This window comes from Sulfitobacter pontiacus, from assembly GCF_040790665.1.
GTDB lineage: Bacteria > Pseudomonadota > Alphaproteobacteria > Rhodobacterales > Rhodobacteraceae > Sulfitobacter > Sulfitobacter pontiacus.
The window spans coordinates 1,443,266-1,458,874 of the sequence record NZ_CP160849.1 but is presented as its reverse complement, the minus strand read 5'-3'; the positions used below and the strand labels follow the sequence as shown (position 1 = coordinate 1,458,874).

Genomic DNA, 15,609 nt, shown 5'->3' with positions numbered 1-15,609 from the left:
GGGCCGTTAATTGAGGTATAGGTCACCCCCCATGCGCTTTCAAACCGAACTTGTCCCCGCCCGCCTGATCCGCCGCTACAAACGGTTTCTGGCCGATTGCCAGCTTGAGGACGGCACCGAGGTGACGGCGCATTGCGCCAACCCCGGGTCTATGATGGGGCTGGCCACAGCGGGCATGAAAATATGGCTCGAGCCCAATGATGACCCCAAGCGCAAGCTGAATTACGGCTGGCGACTGGTTGACCACGAGAACGGGCATTTCACCGGCGTCGACACCGCGCTGCCGAACCGTGCGATCAAGGCCGCGTTAATGGGCCGGCAGATCGCCCCGCTCGCGGGCTACACGACCGTGCGGCCCGAAGTGAAATATGGTGAAAACTCGCGCATCGACTTTCTGCTGGCCGAGCCCGGCCTGCCCGACGCCTATGTCGAGGTGAAATCCGCCACCCTGTCGCGGCGCGAGGGGCTGGTCGAATTCCCCGACAGCGTGACCAAACGCGGCGCTAAGCATCTGGGAGAGCTGGCGCAGATGGCACGGGACGGGCACCGCGCCGTGCTGCTTTATCTGGTGCAGCGGACCGATTGCAGCGCCTTTAGCGTGGCGGCCGATATCGATCCTGCCTATGCCGCCGCTTTTGCCGACGCCCGCGCCGCAGGGCTGGAAACCCATGTCATCGGCACCCATATCAGCCCCCTTGGGGTCAGCGTTGCGGGCGCAATCCCCCTAATCGACCCGCCTGCACTGGCTCTTGGGGGCCAAGCGGGTTAGACAGCACCAAATTCATATGACGGAGACAGCGGTGATGAACGAACACCGAGGACGCCAGACCAAAGATGGCATTCGCATTTACGACCCCTCGGATTTCGCGGGGATGCACGCGGCGGGCAAGCTGGCGGCGCAAATCCTTGATGACATCGCCGAACATGTGTTTGTCGGACAGACCACCGGTGCCATTGACGGTGTGATCACGCAGATGATCGAAGACGCCGGCGCGAAGTCTGCCACCATCGGGTATAAGGGCTATCAACACGCCAGCTGTATCTCGTTGAACCATGTCGTCTGCCACGGCATCCCCGGTGACAAAAAGCTGAAGGATGGCGATATCCTGAACATCGACGTCACCGTGATTGTCGATGGCTGGTACGGAGATAACTCGCGCATGTATGTCGCGGGCAAGCTGTCGCGCAAGGCAGAGCGGTTGATCAACGTGACCCATGACGCGCTGATGCGCGGGATCGAGGTCGTGAAGCCCGGCAATACCTTTGGTGACATCGGCCACGCGATCCAGACCTTCGCGGAATCCCACCGGATGAGCGTCGTGACAGATTTCTGCGGTCACGGGTTGGGCCGCGTGTTCCACGCACCGCCAAACGTGCTGCATTATGGCCGCCCCGGCACCGGTGCCATGCTGGAACCCGGCATGTTCTTTACTATTGAACCGATGGTCAATCTGGGCCGCGCAGAGACCAAGGTACTGGCCGATGACTGGACAGCGGTCACCCGCGACAAATCCCTGTCAGCGCAGTTTGAACACTCTATCGGCGTGACCGAAACCGGATACGAGATCTTTACCGAATCCCCCGCCGGTATGTTCCACCCGACCTATAGCCAGGGCTGATCCTCAGCCCCGGCGCTTGGCCAGCTTCAGCTCGATCACGGCCCACAGCACGCTGCCTGCATAGGCAAAGCAGCAGATCACCAATGTGGCCCAGGGGAAGCTGACCAGGCAGGCGATAAAGCCGGTAAAGAAGATCAGGAAATAGGTCACGTTGGCGCGCGAAAAGCTGACCGATTTGAACGACCACGTGGGGATGCGGCTGACCATGACCCAGCCGACCAGCACGATATACAGGCTGGATACCACGTCGGGCAGCGCCGCACCGGGGCCGAAGGCATAGGGCAGATAGATCGGCAGCATCACCAGCATCGCACCTGCAGGCGACGGCACACCGGTGAAATAGCCGCCATCGTCCAGCGGGTCTTTGGTCCGGGAATCAACGTTGAACCGCGCCAGCCGCATGACGCAACAGATCGCAAAGACCAGCACCGCCAGCCAGCCCGCACGGTAGGAATCCTGTAGCCCCCAGAAATACACCACCAAAGGCGGGGCAACGCCGAAGTTCACAAAATCCGCAAGACTGTCGAGCTCGGCCCCGATCTTGCTGTTGAAGCCCAGATAGCGCGCGGTGCGCCCGTCCATCCCGTCAAGGATACTCGCCAGAGTGATCAGCGCCACAGCCAGCGCGATATTCCCCTCGGCGGCGAAACGGATCGCGGAAATACCGGCACAGATCGCGGCAATGGTCAGCATGTTGGGCAACAGCTGTAGCAACGAGAATTCGGTTTTCGTCTTATCCGGCGCGACGGGGGGCTGATCGGTCATCTCAGGAAAGCTCTGCCAGCACGGTTTCGCCTGCGACCATCGTCTGACCGATGCTGACGCGCGGGGTGACCCCCTCGGGCAGGTAGACATCGACGCGCGATCCAAAGCGGATCAGACCAAAGCGTTGACCCGCCTGCGTATGCGCGCCCTTCTTGGTGAAACACACGATACGACGCGCAACCAGACCGGCGATCTGGACGGCGGCGACCTCGCGGCCGTCGGCCATCTTGATGCGCAGGCTGTTGCGTTCGTTATCCTCGCTCGCCTTGTCCAGCGAGGCGTTGAAAAACTTGCCGGGGCGGTAAGCGATTTCGGTGATCTCGCCTGCGACGGGGGCGCGATTCACGTGGCAGTTAAATACGTTCATGAACACGCTGACCCGTGTCAGCGGCGTGTCGGGCATCCCCAACTCTGCGGGGGGTACGGCAGGTTCGATCAGTGATACGATGCCATCGGCAGGGCTGATAACAAGGTTATCGCCCTTGGGTGTCACCCGTTCAGGGTCACGGAAAAAGTAGTAGCACCAGACGGTTGCGCCCACCCCCAGCCATCCCAGTGGTTCAGCGATGATAAAGAGCACCAGCGTGATCGCGGCAAAGATCGCCACGAACTTGCGCCCCTCGGGGTGCATCGGCTTGATGAAGGTGCTGGTCATGCTCAGGCTCATGGCGGTCTACTTTCCTTTACGTCTTTGTTAGCACATAGGCCGCAGCGCAGCGAATGCAAAGCGGCAACTGTTGATGGCCACTGGGCTAGTCTTGGCGCAGCAGGGTGATCCAGGTGTCGCCATACTTGCGCTTGTCCTCGCGCGTGAACCCTTGGGGCGGATCAAGCGGGGCGTTTTCCTCGCAGACGATCATGGCATCGGGTGTCAGCCAGCCGCCCGCCCGCGCCTTGACCAAGGCGGTCTGGCCCATCCCCTTGCCATAAGGCGGGTCAAGAAAGACCAGATCGAACGGTGCCGCGATCCAACCCCCAAGTGCCGTCGCGTCGGAGCGCATCAGCGTGGTCGCGCCCTCGGCCCGCAGCTTCTTGATGTTCTCGGTGATCAGCTTTTGCCCGACGCGCCCGTTCTCGATGAACACCACCTCGCGCGCACCGCGCGACAGCGCCTCTAGCCCAAGGGCACCGGTGCCCGCGAACAGGTCAAGCACCCGCGCGCCGTTGATCACATTATGATGGGTCAGCATCGAAAACAGACTCTCGCGCACGCGGTCAGAGGTGGGGCGCAAATGCGCATCCGCATCGCCCTTACCCACGTCGGCCAGTTGGGTGCCACGGTGTTTGCCAGCGATGATCCTCATGACTTCAGCAGTGCCTTCAGGTCTGTGTTCGGGTCTTCGATCAGCGCAGGCGCGGGGGATTTACCCGCCTCGATCAACCGGCGCCCGATCATGAAGCCGCGCGGATCGTTCATCGCATCCACCGCCAGCAGTTCGTCCCCGCGATAGTACCAGAAGGCCACGCTATCGGCATCGCTGCGTCGGGTGATCACGCGATCATAGCCCATGTTCAGCCCCGCGATCTGCAGTTTCACGTCATACTGGTCCGACCAGAACCACGGCTTGGCGACATATTCCTTATTTGCACCCATGATGTTTTCCGCGACCAGCTCGGCCTGATCAATGGCGTTTGGCACAGATTCCAACCGGATGCGCCCGCCGCGATAAGGGAAGGACGCGCAATCGCCTGCAGCCCAGACATGCGGTGCAGAAGTGCGCCCGTGGCTGTCGGTCATAATGCCGTTGTCATTCACGATCCCCGCCGCATCGGCCAGCGCCGTCGCCGCCCCGATGCCAACGCCGACGATCACGAAATCCACGTCCAGCGTCGTGCCGTCCGACAGTTCAGCGCCGGTGACATGCGTGTCGCCTGTCAAACGCTCAAGCCCGACGCCTTCGCGGATGGTGACGCCATGCGCCTCGTGCAGCGCGCGGAAAAAATCTGATGTTTGCGGCGCTGCGACCCGTTGCAGGATGCGGTCGCCCATCTCTACCAGCGTCACTTGCAACCCCAGCTTGGCCGCGACCGAGGCCGCCTCCAGCCCGATATAGCCACCGCCCACGATCAGCACCCGCGCGCCTTCTGTAAAGCGCGGGCCCATCGTATCGACGTCCCTTAGGTCGCGCACCACATGCACGCCCGCCAGATCGCCACCGATATGCGCGGGCAGACGGCGCGGGAAAGATCCGGTGGTCAGCACCAGATCGTCATAGGCCATATCCCCGCCATTCACCCGCACGGTCTGCGCCGCCGGATCGATGCTGTCGACCGCGGTGCCCAGCATCAGGTCAATCCCGTGGTCGGCGTAAAAACTCTCGGGCCGCAGATAGAGCCGCTCAAGCGCCATGTCGCCCAGCAGATAGGCCTTGGACAAGGGCGGGCGCTGGTAGGGGGGCACGGTTTCGGCCCCGATCAACGTGATCTTACCCTCAAAGCCGGAGTTGCGCAGCTTGGCCACACAGGATGACCCCGCCTGCCCTGCCCCGATCACCACCACATGACCCATCCTTGCCCCTTTCGAAAAAACCGTGTTCCTGCCTGCGTGCAAAGCCTATATCTTCCGTGAAGACAAACGCAATGACACGAAAGGTCACGCATATGACGATTTCCCAAGGCGACACGCTGCCCGATGCGACGCTGGTGCAAATGGGGCCGGACGGCCCGCAGCCTGTGCAGATGGCTGACAAGCTAAAGGGCCGCAAGGTCGTCGTCTTTGCCGTGCCCGGTGCCTATACGCCCACCTGCGATTCCGCCCATGTGCCCAGCTTCGTGCGCACCAAGGACCAGTTCGACGCCAAAGGCGTGGACGAGATCATCTGCGTGTCCTGCAATGACCCCTTTGTTATGGCCGCTTGGGGTGAATCGACAGGCGCGACGGCGGCTGGCATCACCATGCTCGCCGATGCCAACAGCGCCTTTACCAAAGCCATCGGCATGGAATTCTCGGCCGAGCCCGCGGGGCTGATCTCGCGCTCCAAACGCTATGCGATGCTGGTGGATGACGGCAAGGTCACGCTATTCCAGGCCGAGGTCCAACCCGGCGTCTGCGATATGTCGGGCGGTGAAGCACTGCTGGACAACATGTAATCCTGCACGACCCTGAAGAAGAAAAACGCAGCCGCGGTGGCACCGGGGCTGCGTTTTTCTTGGATAATGCAACGGTTAATGGTGCCTTAGCCCGCTTTGACCTCGCCCATCAATCCATCCATCTTGCGCGCCAGCTTGGCATCAAGCGAGCTTAGGCCATCCACGTCATGGGTCGTCAGGGTGACGATCACCTTGTTATAGACGTTCTCCCACTCTGGATGGTGGTTCCATTTCTCGGCCCAGATCGCCGCGCGGGTCATCCAGCCGAAAGCATCCGCGAAATCATTGAACTTGAAGGTTTTGACGATCGCATCCCGGTCCTCCACCATAGCCCAGCCTGTGCTGAACAAGGGGGCCAATACGGTTTTGCGCGTCTCTTCGCTTAATTTTTCGCTCATTCCTGTTCCTCAACCTCGACCCTTTTGAATGGGCCGTAATCTGTCAAAATGTCTATCTCTTCGTCAACGGCTGCCCGTTCCTGTACAAGATAGTCTTCAACAGCGCGCATAAAACCCTCGTCCCGCATCCAATGCAGCGACCACGTCGCCTGTGGCAGGTAACCGCGCGCGAGCTTGTGTTCCCCCTGCGCACCTGCCTCGACGGTAGAGAGGCCCAGTTTGATCGCGATATCGATGGCCTGATAATAGCACAATTCAAAGTGCAAGAACGGATGATGTTCAGTGCAGCCCCAATAGCGCCCATAAAGCGCATCTGCGCCGATAAAGTTCAGCGCCCCCGCCACCCATGCACCATCCCGCTTGGCCAGCACCAGTGCCATGTCGTCGCGTAGCTGGTCCTGGGCGATGTCGAAGAATGCGCGTGTCAGATAGGGCGTGCCCCATTTGCGCGCACCTGTGTCCTGATAGAATTGCCAGAACGCATTCCAATGTTCGGGCTGCAGATCGTCGCCGGTGAACACCTCTATCTCTCCGCCAAAGGCCTGTGCCTGCTGGCGTTCCTTGCGGATGTTCTTGCGCTTGCGCGAGCTGAGCGTGGCAAGAAACCCGTCGAAGTCCTTAAAGCCCGCGTTGTGCCAGTGGAACTGCTGGCTTTTGCGGGAAAGCATGCCCAGTTGCTCTGCGGCGGCGGCCTCGTCCTGGGTACAAAAGGTAATGTGCAAGGACGACAGCCCGTTTGAATCGGTCAGCTGTACCGCCCCCTGGATGAGGGCCGCGGTGCCTGTCTCTTCAAACCTCGGACGGGTCAGGAAACGGCGGCCCGTGGCAGGGGTATGGGGCACGGCGATCTGCAGCTTGGGGTAATAGCGCCCGCCCGCCCGTTCAAACGCATGGGCCCAGCTGTGGTCAAAGATGTATTCACCCTGACTGTGTGACTTGGCGTACATCGGCGCAACCGCGATGATCTGACCGTCAATGGCAGCGCTGAGGTATTGCGGCTGCCACCCCGTACCGGGGCCGACGCTGCCGCTTTCCTCTAGTGCTGAAAGGAAACGAAAGGTGGTGAAAGGGTCCGCGGGGCGCGCGCCCCCGGCGGCTTCGGGACAGGCACAGGCATCCCATTCCGCCTGACCGATGTGCGCGATGCGCGAGGCAATTCTGATTTCGACGTCGCGCGCGTTCATACTGGATGTCCCGTTGTCATAGGCCTTATCTGTGGCCGAAGCCGGACGGTTCAACCTTGCAGCGGCGCGTCATAGCCTTCGAAGGTGATATTATGCGCAAATTCGCGTGCGCCGTTTTCAACTGAAAGACTGCGCACGGTCCAGCAGCAGATCATCGCGCCTGCCTCGCGCAGCTCTGCCACGCGGGGGCGGGGCAGATCGTCGACCTCGTGGCTGATGAAGCATGCGCCGGTGCGGTCGTAATCGGGGATCTCGCGCAGGCGGTCGCAGGTGGCTTTGGGCAGCGGCCATTCGACATAGCGATAGGCGCTGGTCACCAATCCACGCGGCACATCCGGCGACAGCTCTGCCATCCGCGCGACGCTGTTGGGGTTGAACGACATGATAGCCACATCGCCCACATAGTCGCGCAGGGCTTCTGCCACCGCATCTTCCAGCGGTCCGATATCCGTACCCATTGCACCGTCCTGATCCTTGATCTCGACCAGCAGCGGCACGCGTCCTGCGATCAGTTCCAGCACCTGCGGCAGGGTTGGAATAGTGTCGCTGCCGCCGGTGAGCGTAATCTGGCACAGGTCATCCGCATCGCGTTGCCGGATGGCACCGGTCTGCCCCGTCAGCCGATCCAGCGCATAGTCGTGGAACACCAGCGCCACACAATCGCGTGACAGCTGCACATCAAGCTCGATGCCATAGCCCCGATCAATCGCGGCCTGAAAGGCGGCAAAGCTGTTTTCGGGCCGACCGGCATCGCGGTGATGAAAACCGCGATGCGCAATAGGGGTCGTATAAAACGCCTGTGGTAGGGTCATTCGATTTCGAAGATGCCTTCGATCTCGACCGCGACACCCAGCGGCAAGGAGGCGGCAGAAACGGCCGAGCGCGCGTGACGCCCCGCATCCCCCAAAGCTTCGACAAGGAAGTCAGAGGCTCCGTTAACCACTTTGGGCTGGTCGGTGAAGTCGGCGGTGGAGTTCACAAAGGCCGTCAGCTTCACCACCCGCTTGAGCCGTTCGATATCGCCGTCACATGCGGCTTTGACCTGCGCCAGCAAGCTGATCGCGCAGGTCTTGGCGGCTTCGGCACCCGCGGCGACATCCATATCCGCGCCCAGTTTTCCGGTGATGAACCCGTCCGGCCCGTTCGAGATCTGGCCCGAAACATAGATCGTGTTGCCGGTTTTCACGAAGGGCACATAGTTCGCCGCAGGGGCAGGTGCGTCAGGCAGGGTGACGCCAAGATCGTTCAGACGGCTGGTGATGCTCATGGGGGACTTCCTTGGAATGAATGGCTTTGGCGGGACGATAGCGATGCGATGCCGAAACGAAAAGACCCAAGAGGGAGGAACTGCAACACCTGCCACCAACGCGAGATGCCCAAGGAAACTCATGTTGCGTATTTCGGGGACGCTGCGCATAACAAACCATGTTTTTCACGCGTTTTCGGGATTTATACCATGTTCAAGGCCACGACCCTCTCCACATCGCTGCGCGCCCTTGTGGGTGTCACTTTGGTTGCAGGTCTTGCCGCCTGTAGCGGTGCATCGCGCCCCCAGCCCGCAGGGGTCAATGACCCGCACGAGGCCGGTAACCGCAAGGTCCACGCCTTCAATCAGAAGATCGGCGGATCGGGCAAACCCAACCGCGTGCTGGGGGCGGTGCCGATCGAATTCCAGACGGTCGTGCATAACGTCTCCGAGAACCTGTCGATGCCGCAAGCTGCCGTTAACAGCGCCTTGCAGGCGGATCTTGCGGGCTTTGGCCTGTCGACCTACCGCTTCTTGGTAAACAGCACGCTTGGGATGGGCGGCCTGTTCGACGTCGCGAGCGAATTCAAAGTGCCCGAGCATGATACCGACTTTGGCGAAACGCTGTATGTCTGGGGTGTGGGCGAAGGCCCGTATATCGAACTTCCCCTGATCGGCCCGTCCACCCGTCGCGACACCACCGGCCGCGTCGTGGACCTGTTCACCAACCCGCTGTCCTATACGCTTGATAGCCCCGAAAGCTATGTCGGCACCGTCACCGGTTATGCCGATAGCGCATTCGAGAAAAACCGCCGCATTGTGAATGGCAAGCAAGTGCCGATGTCCGCATCGGGCGACAGCTATGCCCAGGCACGTCAGGACTATCTGCAAAAGCGCCGTGCCGATCTGGCGCGCCCCACCAGCATCGCCGCCACCACCGGCCCGCGCATGGTTGACTAAGCATTAAATAACTCGCGCCTCCCTTCCGGTCTCTTTCGGATAGGGGCGCGCGATTCAGGTCAGGGCAGCTTGGCAACGGACCTGCGGAGGATCATTATCAGGGCATGGATATCACCCTGATCAAAACCTTTATCGAAGTCGCCAACACCGGCTCTTTTGTCGCTGCTTCCGAACGGCTGTTTGTCACCCAATCCGCTGTCAGCCTGCGCGTGCAACGGCTTGAGGACAGCCTAGGCCACCCGCTGTTCAAACGATCAAAAGCGGGGGCGGTGCTGACCTCGGAAGGCGAACAATTCACCTCATATGCGCTGAGCCTTCTTAAGATATGGGAAGAAGCCCGGCAGCAGATCGCGATCCCCGAAGGATACAGCCGCAGCTTTTCCTTCGGCGCGCAGCACGCCCTTTGGCACAAGCTTGGCTTTCGCTGGATCGACGCGATGCAAGCGATGATGCCCGAACTTAGTATTCACGCCGAAATGGGCATGTCCGACCGGCTGACGCGGTTTCTGGTCGAAGGGGTTATTCAGGCCGCCTTGCTTTACACCCCGCAGCTGCGCCCCGGTTTGCGCGTCGAACCCGTGCTGGAAGAAGAACTGATTCTCGTCGCGTCCTTTGAAACGGACGTCAAAGACCTTGGCAAAGAATATGTCGCGGTCGACTGGGGGCCGGAGTTTACGCATATGCACGCCAGCGCCCTGCCCCATCTGACCAATTCGGGGCGATCATTGGCCCTTGGCGGGCTTGCGGCCGACTATATCGTCAACCGTCGCGCCGCTGCCTACCTGCCCGCACGGGCAGTGCAACGGTATCTCGACGTTGGAAAACTGCATGTTGTGGCAAATTCCCCACGCTTTGCGTACCCCGCATGGGTGGTCTGGCGCGAAGATCTGGACCCCGAGATGCTGTCGATCGCACGGCGTAGTTTGATGGACCTCGCTCAAGCGGCTGAAAATCAACAGAATATCCTGATCGAGAGCTTGGACAACGGGCAAAAGACGCCTTAATTCCGCTTCAAGGGCAGTTAAAACAAGTAATACTTGCTTCATGCACGATTTATTCGAATTTCACTTATCTGACCCCCTATCTTAAATCCATTCTCAGCAGAGATGCTCTCGCCTCAATCAACGAGGCGGGTCACTTCTAAGGGAAAGGATTCCCCAATGAATACAGTACTTAAAGCGTCCGCGGTTTCCGTAATCGCACTCTTGGCTGCTGCTCCAGTTTTCGCGCAGCAACGTGCGCTTGGCATTGAAACGCTGAACGACCAGATCGAAGACATCACCGATGACGTGAACACCGACCTGGCCCGCGGCACCGACGCAGAACGTTATGGCGCCAATGGCGTTGCCCAAGGCTGGCGCGGGTCTTTCGCCCTGTCCGCATCGGGCACCAGCGGCAACACAGACAACGGCGAAGTATCGGGCGCTGGCCGCCTGACATACGGTGTCGGCGACTGGAACCACCTGGTTGGTTTTGCGGTAGAATACGGCGAAGCAAACGGCACCAAGAGCGAAGAGAAGTTCTTTGGTACCTATGAAGGTAGCCGCTACTTCACACCCGAGTTCTATGCGTTCGGCCTGGCCCGTTACCAATATGACGGTTACCTGACCGATACATCCGGTGCAGCCGTTGACGGTTCCGAAACAGACGCATTCTTGGGCTTTGGTCCGGGTTACCGCGCGATCAATAAAGAAGACAACACATGGCGCGTTCAAGCGGGCCCCGGTGTACGCTACTTTAAAGACGCAACCGGCACCTCCGAAACCGAAGTCGGCTTCATCGCCTCGTCGCGCTACTTCTACGCGTTCAACGACATCGTATCCTTCACCATGGACACCGACATTGTCGGCTCTGACGTGAACACCATCGTGTCGAACGACGCTGGCATCAACTACAAGATGTCCGACAACCTGTCGACACGCGTAAGCTACCGTACCGACTACAACACCGATCCGGTTGCGGGCCTGAAATCCACTGACAACACCCTGGGTGTGTCGCTGGTTCTGGGCTTCTAAGCCAGACCGTCAAACCCCCGGGGGCGGGTCTCCTCGTACCGCCTTCGGGGACGCGACAAAAGGAAGGGAGGCCGGAATATCCCGGCCTCCCTTCTTTCGTTTCCAAAGCAATGTGCTGCGGCAGAGACAGGGTCTTTACCCGCCAAAGATATCGCGCAGCACCCTGTCGATGACGCCCAGCGGGTTGTCCTGACGCGGCACCCGCTGCGGCTGCGCCGGTTGCTGAGGCTGCGGCGGGGCTTGCACCACTGGCGGTTCCGGCACGATCATCGGCAGCGGCGTATTCGGCAGCCCTTCGTGAACGCGCATCATGACCTGCTGCCAGATCTCGGTGGGCAACCCGCCCCCCGATACACCGGTCAACGGCGTGTTGTCGTCATAGCCCATCCAGACACCGGCCACGTAGTCGGCAGAGAAACCGATGAACCACGCGTCGCGGTTGGCCTGTGTCGTGCCCGTTTTACCGGCCAGTTCACGACCACCAAATTGCGCCCGCTGCCCCGTGCCTTCGGACACGACCTTTTCCATCATATAGACCAGTTGCAGCGCGGCATCTTCCTGAATGACCCGCTCGCCGATACCGCCGCCGGTGCCCATCACCGGATCAGTGTCGCCCTGCAACGTCAGATCAATCAGCCCATAGGGTTTAACGGATGACCCGCCGTTCAGGATGCCGGCATAGGCGCCTGTCATTTCAAGCAACGTGCTTTCGGACGCCCCAAGCGCCAGCGCCGGACCAGCGGCCAGATCGCTTTTGATACCGAACTGTTCGGCCACTTGGCTGACCACATCGCGGCCGACACTCTCCGAGACTTTGACCGCCGGAATGTTCAGCGAATCCTTGAGCGCGGTCGTAAGCGTCACGTTGCCCTTGAAGCTGTTGGTATAGTTCTTCGGGCACCATTGGCCCGACCCCGGCACGTTCAGACAATAGGGCGCGTCTTCGATCAGGTCGTTGGGCGAATACCCCAGATCCAGCGCCGCTGCATAGATAAACGGTTTGAAGGCAGAGCCAGTCTGGCGCATCGCTTGTGTCGCGCGGTTAAAGGCCCCCGCGACCTTGGTCTTGCGCCCACCGACCATGCCACGCACGGCCCCGTCAGCAGACATGATCACCACAGCCGCCTGCGCTTTGGAACCTTCGCGGACCTTGTTTTCGAACACCCAACTCAGACCTTCCTCGGCGGCGCGCTGGATCTTTTGGTCAAGGGTGGTCTTGATCACCACATCCTCGGTCGTGTTGCGGGTAAAGAACTCCGGCCCCGACGACATCACCCAATCCGCGAAATAGCCACCCGCCTCGGCCTCTGCGGCTTCTGACAGCTCTGCGGGATTGGCAATGGCGTTATCCGCTTCTGCCTTTGACAGATAGCCCTGATCCTCCATCAGGCGGATCACGGTTGCCGCACGGCTTTGCGACCGATCAAGATTATTGGTCGGTGACAGGGTGGTCGGTGCGGTCAACAGACCCGCCAGCATCGCGCCCTCCGCAGGCTTCAACGCGGCGGCCGGTTTGCCAAAAAAGCGCTGCGCCGCGGCTTCGGCCCCAAAGGCACCGCCGCCCATATAGGCGCGGTTGAGGTAGATCGACAGGATATCATCCTTGGAATACTTGGCTTCCATCGCCATGGAGAACAGCGCTTCCTTGCCCTTGCGCGACAGCGAGGACCGGCGACATTCGGCTTCGTATTCCTTTTCCGTCTGCCCCGACGACGCATCATAGGGTTCACCCAGACACAGCAGCTTGGCCACCTGCTGCGTGATCGTCGACCCCCCGTGACCGGACAAGGGTCCGCGGCCCTCGCTCAGGTTGATCTTGACCGCCGAAGCGATGCCGCGCGGGCTGACACCAAAGTGACGATAAAAGCGTTTATCCTCTGTCGCGATCACCGCGTTCTTCAGGGCGGGGGATACGCTGTCTGCGGTGACGACGCCGCCGAACTGATCCCCGCGCCATGCAAAGACATCACCATAGCGATCCTTGAGCGTGACAGACCCTCGCGCACGCCCATCCAGCAGCGCCTCGAGCGGCGGCAGCGTGGTGTAGAAATAGCCGACGGCCAAGGCAACCATCAGCACCGCCACGGCAGTCACCCGCCAGACGATCGTCCAGATCAAACGGAAGACCCACCGCACCAGCGCGGCCAGCCAGCCAATAGGCCCCTTGGGGCGCGCAGGCGCACGACGTGCAGGCTTGCGCTTGGCCGGAGCCTTTTTCGCGACCGGCTTGCGGGGCGGTTTGCCGCCTTTGCCCGCGGTGCGTTTATCGGCAACCAAGGGCCGCTTCCGTTTGGATGAATCACTCATATGCTGCTCGCTGAACCATTCTTTTTTTTCGCACTCTATCCTGCACAGCGCGGTTTGTTTAGCGCAGACGCCCCGCTGCGCCGTCTAATTAACGCCCAATAATTAGGCACATTCCCCACAGCGCCCAATAATAAGGCAAACACGCTCGCCCAGAGAGGCACTAAGCGCGATGCGCCCTTCCTTCAAGGGGCACCGGCCGCTCTTTTATCCAAGGCATAACGCAGGAAGTACCTGCCATCTGGAAGAGGGATTATAGGTGAAACTCATTATCGCAACAATCAAGCCATTCAAGCTCGAGGAGGTGCGCGAAGCACTGACCGAAGCGGGCGTGCGTGGCCTGATGGTGACCGAGATCAAGGGCTTCGGTGCCCAATCCGGCCATACCGAAATCTACCGCGGCGCTGAATATGTCGTGAACTTCGTACCCAAGGTGAAGCTTGAACTGGTGGTCGCAGATGCGCTGGCCGACCAGATGGTCGAGACGATCACCCGCACCGCACATACCGGCAAGATCGGCGACGGCAAAATCTTTGTCCTCGACGTTGAACAAGCCGTGCGCGTGCGCACCGGCGAAACCGGCGAAGACGCCATCTGACCCCCACGTCCGAGGAATTGACGACATGACATCACGACTTCTTATTCCCCTTGCCGCCGCAGCGACGCTGCTGCCGTCCTTGGGTTTCGCGCAGGAGGCCGAGTATGCAACCGCGGCTGACACTGCTTTCATTTTCAACACGATCCTGTTCCTGATCGGCGGCTTTCTGGTGTTCTGGATGGCGGCGGGTTTTGCCATGCTCGAAGCCGGCCTGGTGCGGTCCAAGAACGTGACCACCCAGCTGACCAAGAACATCGCGCTTTTCGCACTGGCCGCCATCCTCTACTGGCTGGTCGGCTATAACATCATGTACCCCGGCGACGCGTGGATCATCCCCGGCGTGTTCGGCACTTTTGCAACCAAGGACATCAAGACGGCGATTGACGCGGGCGGCTATTCCAACGCGTCGGATTTCTTCTTCCAGCTGATGTTCTGCGCGACCACCGCATCCATCGTTTCGGGCACATTGGCCGAGCGTATCAAACTGTGGCCCTTCCTGATCTTCACCATCGTGCTGACCGGCTTTATCTATCCGATCGAAGCAAGCTGGCAGTGGGGCGCAGGCTGGTTGTCTGACGCGGGCTTCAGCGACTTCGCGGGCTCCACTCTGGTCCACGCCGCGGGCGGCTTTGCGGCTCTGGCAGGTGCGCTGGTGCTTGGCCCCCGTATCGGCAAATACAAAGACGGTCGTGTGATCCCGATGCAGGGCTCGAACCTGCCGCTCGCCACTTTGGGCACGTTCATCCTGTGGCTGGGTTGGTTCGGCTTCAACGGCGGCTCGCAATTGGCCATGGGGTCGATGATCGACGCTGATGCTGTTGCGCAGATCTTTGCCAACACCAACATGGCTGCTGCTGCCGGTGCCATCGCCGCGCTGGTCCTGACCCAGATGCTGTACAAAAAGCCCGACCTGACAATGGTGCTGAACGGCGCGCTGGCCGGTCTGGTCTCTATCACAGCTGGCCCGCTTGACCCGACGCTCTTCGGTGCGCTTTGGATCGGTGCTGTGGGCGGTGCGATCGTGGTCTTCGCGGTGCCCTTCCTCGACAAGCTCAAGATCGATGACGTGGTCGGTGCGATCCCGGTTCACCTGATCGCAGGCTTCTGGGGCACACTGGTTGTTCCCGTCTACACCGACGGCACATCCTTTGTGACACAGATCATCGGTTTTGCCTCTATTGGTGCCTTTGTCTTCATCGTGTCGCTAATCGTGTGGATGATCCTGAAAGCCACCACCGGCATCCGCGTCAGCGAAGAAGCCGAGATCGCTGGTCTGGACGTGTCCGAACTGGGCATGGAAGCCTACCCTGAGTTCTCCAAGAGCTAAGGTCTAAACTCCTGCAGGCAGGCAGAGGCCCGGGCGTTCGCGCCCGGGCTTTTTGCTGCGCGCGTGTTATGCTGGGCAGGGCTGACAATGCGCCCAAACAAAA

Annotated in this window: 17 protein-coding genes; 8 read left to right on the top strand and 9 right to left on the bottom strand. The window is 60.4% G+C overall.

The features are described from left to right. Window positions 1-31 precede the first annotated feature (31 nt). The gene (gene sfsA, locus AB1495_RS07110) at window positions 32-769 is read left to right on the top strand and encodes a DNA/RNA nuclease SfsA (protein WP_074636146.1); all 738 of its coding nucleotides are present in this window, start codon (window positions 32-34) and stop codon (window positions 767-769) included. Window positions 770-803: 34 nt separating this feature from the next. Then, a complete protein-coding gene (gene map, locus AB1495_RS07105) occupies window positions 804-1,619 on the top strand; it encodes a type I methionyl aminopeptidase (protein ID WP_074636284.1) in 816 nt (271 codons plus the stop codon). Window positions 1,620-1,622: 3 nt separating this feature from the next. On the opposite strand, the gene pssA is transcribed toward map, so the two are convergent. From pssA to AB1495_RS07085, 4 genes are all read right to left on the bottom strand, one after another. Continuing rightward, the gene (gene pssA, locus AB1495_RS07100; protein ID WP_005851102.1) at window positions 1,623-2,384 is read right to left on the bottom strand and encodes a CDP-diacylglycerol--serine O-phosphatidyltransferase; all 762 of its coding nucleotides are present in this window, start codon (window positions 2,382-2,384) and stop codon (window positions 1,623-1,625) included. Window position 2,385: 1 nt separating this feature from the next. Then, on the bottom strand, window positions 2,386-3,045 hold the full coding sequence (locus tag AB1495_RS07095) for a phosphatidylserine decarboxylase (protein ID WP_174226618.1): 660 nt from the start codon (window positions 3,043-3,045) through the stop codon (window positions 2,386-2,388). 91 nt (window positions 3,046-3,136) lie between these two features. Beyond that, on the bottom strand, window positions 3,137-3,688 hold the full coding sequence (gene rsmD / locus AB1495_RS07090) for a 16S rRNA (guanine(966)-N(2))-methyltransferase RsmD (RefSeq protein ID WP_005851097.1): 552 nt from the start codon (window positions 3,686-3,688) through the stop codon (window positions 3,137-3,139). Further along, the gene (locus AB1495_RS07085) at window positions 3,685-4,893 is read right to left on the bottom strand and encodes an NAD(P)/FAD-dependent oxidoreductase (protein WP_074636148.1); all 1,209 of its coding nucleotides are present in this window, start codon (window positions 4,891-4,893) and stop codon (window positions 3,685-3,687) included. Before AB1495_RS07085 ends, rsmD begins: the two co-directional genes overlap by 4 nt. 92 nt (window positions 4,894-4,985) lie before the next feature. On the opposite strand from AB1495_RS07085, the gene AB1495_RS07080 reads away from it, so the two are divergent. Further along, entirely contained in the window at window positions 4,986-5,474 is a 489-nt protein-coding gene (locus AB1495_RS07080) for a peroxiredoxin (RefSeq protein WP_005851093.1), read from the top strand. Between the two features lie 86 nt (window positions 5,475-5,560). On the opposite strand, the gene AB1495_RS07075 is transcribed toward AB1495_RS07080, so the two are convergent. The 4 genes from AB1495_RS07075 to AB1495_RS07060 are packed head-to-tail and all read right to left on the bottom strand — an operon-like array spanning window position 5,561 to window position 8,323. Continuing rightward, the gene (locus tag AB1495_RS07075) at window positions 5,561-5,872 is read right to left on the bottom strand and encodes a 4a-hydroxytetrahydrobiopterin dehydratase (protein WP_074636150.1); all 312 of its coding nucleotides are present in this window, start codon (window positions 5,870-5,872) and stop codon (window positions 5,561-5,563) included. Then, window positions 5,869-7,056 carry a GNAT family N-acetyltransferase gene (locus AB1495_RS07070; protein WP_074636152.1) on the bottom strand — a complete coding sequence of 396 codons (1,188 nt, stop codon included), beginning with the start codon at window positions 7,054-7,056 and terminating at the stop codon, window positions 5,869-5,871. The genes AB1495_RS07075 and AB1495_RS07070 overlap by 4 nt, the downstream gene beginning before the upstream one ends. Window positions 7,057-7,106: 50 nt before the next feature. Continuing rightward, entirely contained in the window at window positions 7,107-7,868 is a 762-nt protein-coding gene (locus AB1495_RS07065) for a glycerophosphodiester phosphodiesterase family protein (RefSeq protein ID WP_074636153.1), read from the bottom strand. After that, entirely contained in the window at window positions 7,865-8,323 is a 459-nt protein-coding gene (locus AB1495_RS07060) for a RidA family protein (protein ID WP_074636155.1), read from the bottom strand. The genes AB1495_RS07065 and AB1495_RS07060 overlap by 4 nt, the downstream gene beginning before the upstream one ends. A gap of 189 nt (window positions 8,324-8,512) precedes the next feature. Here AB1495_RS07060 and AB1495_RS07055 point away from each other — a divergent pair, with 189 nt between their 5' ends. The 3 genes from AB1495_RS07055 (at window position 8,513) to AB1495_RS07045 (ending at window position 11,277) form a co-directional block, all read left to right on the top strand. Beyond that, window positions 8,513-9,262, top strand: a complete 750-nt coding sequence (locus AB1495_RS07055; RefSeq protein WP_074636285.1) for a VacJ family lipoprotein — start codon at window positions 8,513-8,515, stop codon at window positions 9,260-9,262. Window positions 9,263-9,366: 104 nt separating this feature from the next. Further along, entirely contained in the window at window positions 9,367-10,266 is a 900-nt protein-coding gene (locus AB1495_RS07050; RefSeq protein WP_074636157.1) for a LysR family transcriptional regulator, read from the top strand. Between the two features lie 156 nt (window positions 10,267-10,422). Then, window positions 10,423-11,277, top strand: a complete 855-nt coding sequence (locus tag AB1495_RS07045; RefSeq protein ID WP_074636159.1) for a YdiY family protein — start codon at window positions 10,423-10,425, stop codon at window positions 11,275-11,277. Window positions 11,278-11,412: 135 nt separating this feature from the next. Here the strand turns inward: AB1495_RS07045 and AB1495_RS07040 are convergent, their stop codons facing one another. Next, entirely contained in the window at window positions 11,413-13,584 is a 2,172-nt protein-coding gene (locus AB1495_RS07040; RefSeq protein WP_197145881.1) for a transglycosylase domain-containing protein, read from the bottom strand. Between the two features lie 256 nt (window positions 13,585-13,840). Between AB1495_RS07040 and AB1495_RS07035 the strand changes: the two genes are divergently transcribed. Then, entirely contained in the window at window positions 13,841-14,179 is a 339-nt protein-coding gene (locus AB1495_RS07035) for a P-II family nitrogen regulator (RefSeq protein WP_005851080.1), read from the top strand. Between the two features lie 25 nt (window positions 14,180-14,204). Beyond that, window positions 14,205-15,506, top strand: coding sequence for an ammonium transporter (locus AB1495_RS07030; protein ID WP_005851078.1), 1,302 nt, complete (start codon window positions 14,205-14,207; stop codon window positions 15,504-15,506). Window positions 15,507-15,609: the final 103 nt, after the last annotated feature.

Coding starts and splice junctions, on each gene's coding strand:
- AB1495_RS07030 (WP_005851078.1), top strand. CDS start 14,205: ATGACATCACGACTTCTTATTCCCCTTGCCGCCGCAGCGACGCTGCTG.
- map (WP_074636284.1), top strand. CDS start 804: ATGAACGAACACCGAGGACGCCAGACCAAAGATGGCATTCGCATTTAC.
- AB1495_RS07055 (WP_074636285.1), top strand. CDS start 8,513: ATGTTCAAGGCCACGACCCTCTCCACATCGCTGCGCGCCCTTGTGGGT.
- sfsA (WP_074636146.1), top strand. CDS start 32: ATGCGCTTTCAAACCGAACTTGTCCCCGCCCGCCTGATCCGCCGCTAC.
- rsmD (WP_005851097.1), bottom strand. CDS start 3,688: ATGAGGATCATCGCTGGCAAACACCGTGGCACCCAACTGGCCGACGTG.
- AB1495_RS07065 (WP_074636153.1), bottom strand. CDS start 7,868: ATGACCCTACCACAGGCGTTTTATACGACCCCTATTGCGCATCGCGGT.
- AB1495_RS07050 (WP_074636157.1), top strand. CDS start 9,367: ATGGATATCACCCTGATCAAAACCTTTATCGAAGTCGCCAACACCGGC.
- AB1495_RS07085 (WP_074636148.1), bottom strand. CDS start 4,893: ATGGGTCATGTGGTGGTGATCGGGGCAGGGCAGGCGGGGTCATCCTGT.
- AB1495_RS07060 (WP_074636155.1), bottom strand. CDS start 8,323: ATGAGCATCACCAGCCGTCTGAACGATCTTGGCGTCACCCTGCCTGAC.
- AB1495_RS07045 (WP_074636159.1), top strand. CDS start 10,423: ATGAATACAGTACTTAAAGCGTCCGCGGTTTCCGTAATCGCACTCTTG.
- AB1495_RS07040 (WP_197145881.1), bottom strand. CDS start 13,584: ATGAGTGATTCATCCAAACGGAAGCGGCCCTTGGTTGCCGATAAACGC.
- AB1495_RS07080 (WP_005851093.1), top strand. CDS start 4,986: ATGACGATTTCCCAAGGCGACACGCTGCCCGATGCGACGCTGGTGCAA.
- AB1495_RS07070 (WP_074636152.1), bottom strand. CDS start 7,056: ATGAACGCGCGCGACGTCGAAATCAGAATTGCCTCGCGCATCGCGCAC.
- AB1495_RS07075 (WP_074636150.1), bottom strand. CDS start 5,872: ATGAGCGAAAAATTAAGCGAAGAGACGCGCAAAACCGTATTGGCCCCC.
- pssA (WP_005851102.1), bottom strand. CDS start 2,384: ATGACCGATCAGCCCCCCGTCGCGCCGGATAAGACGAAAACCGAATTC.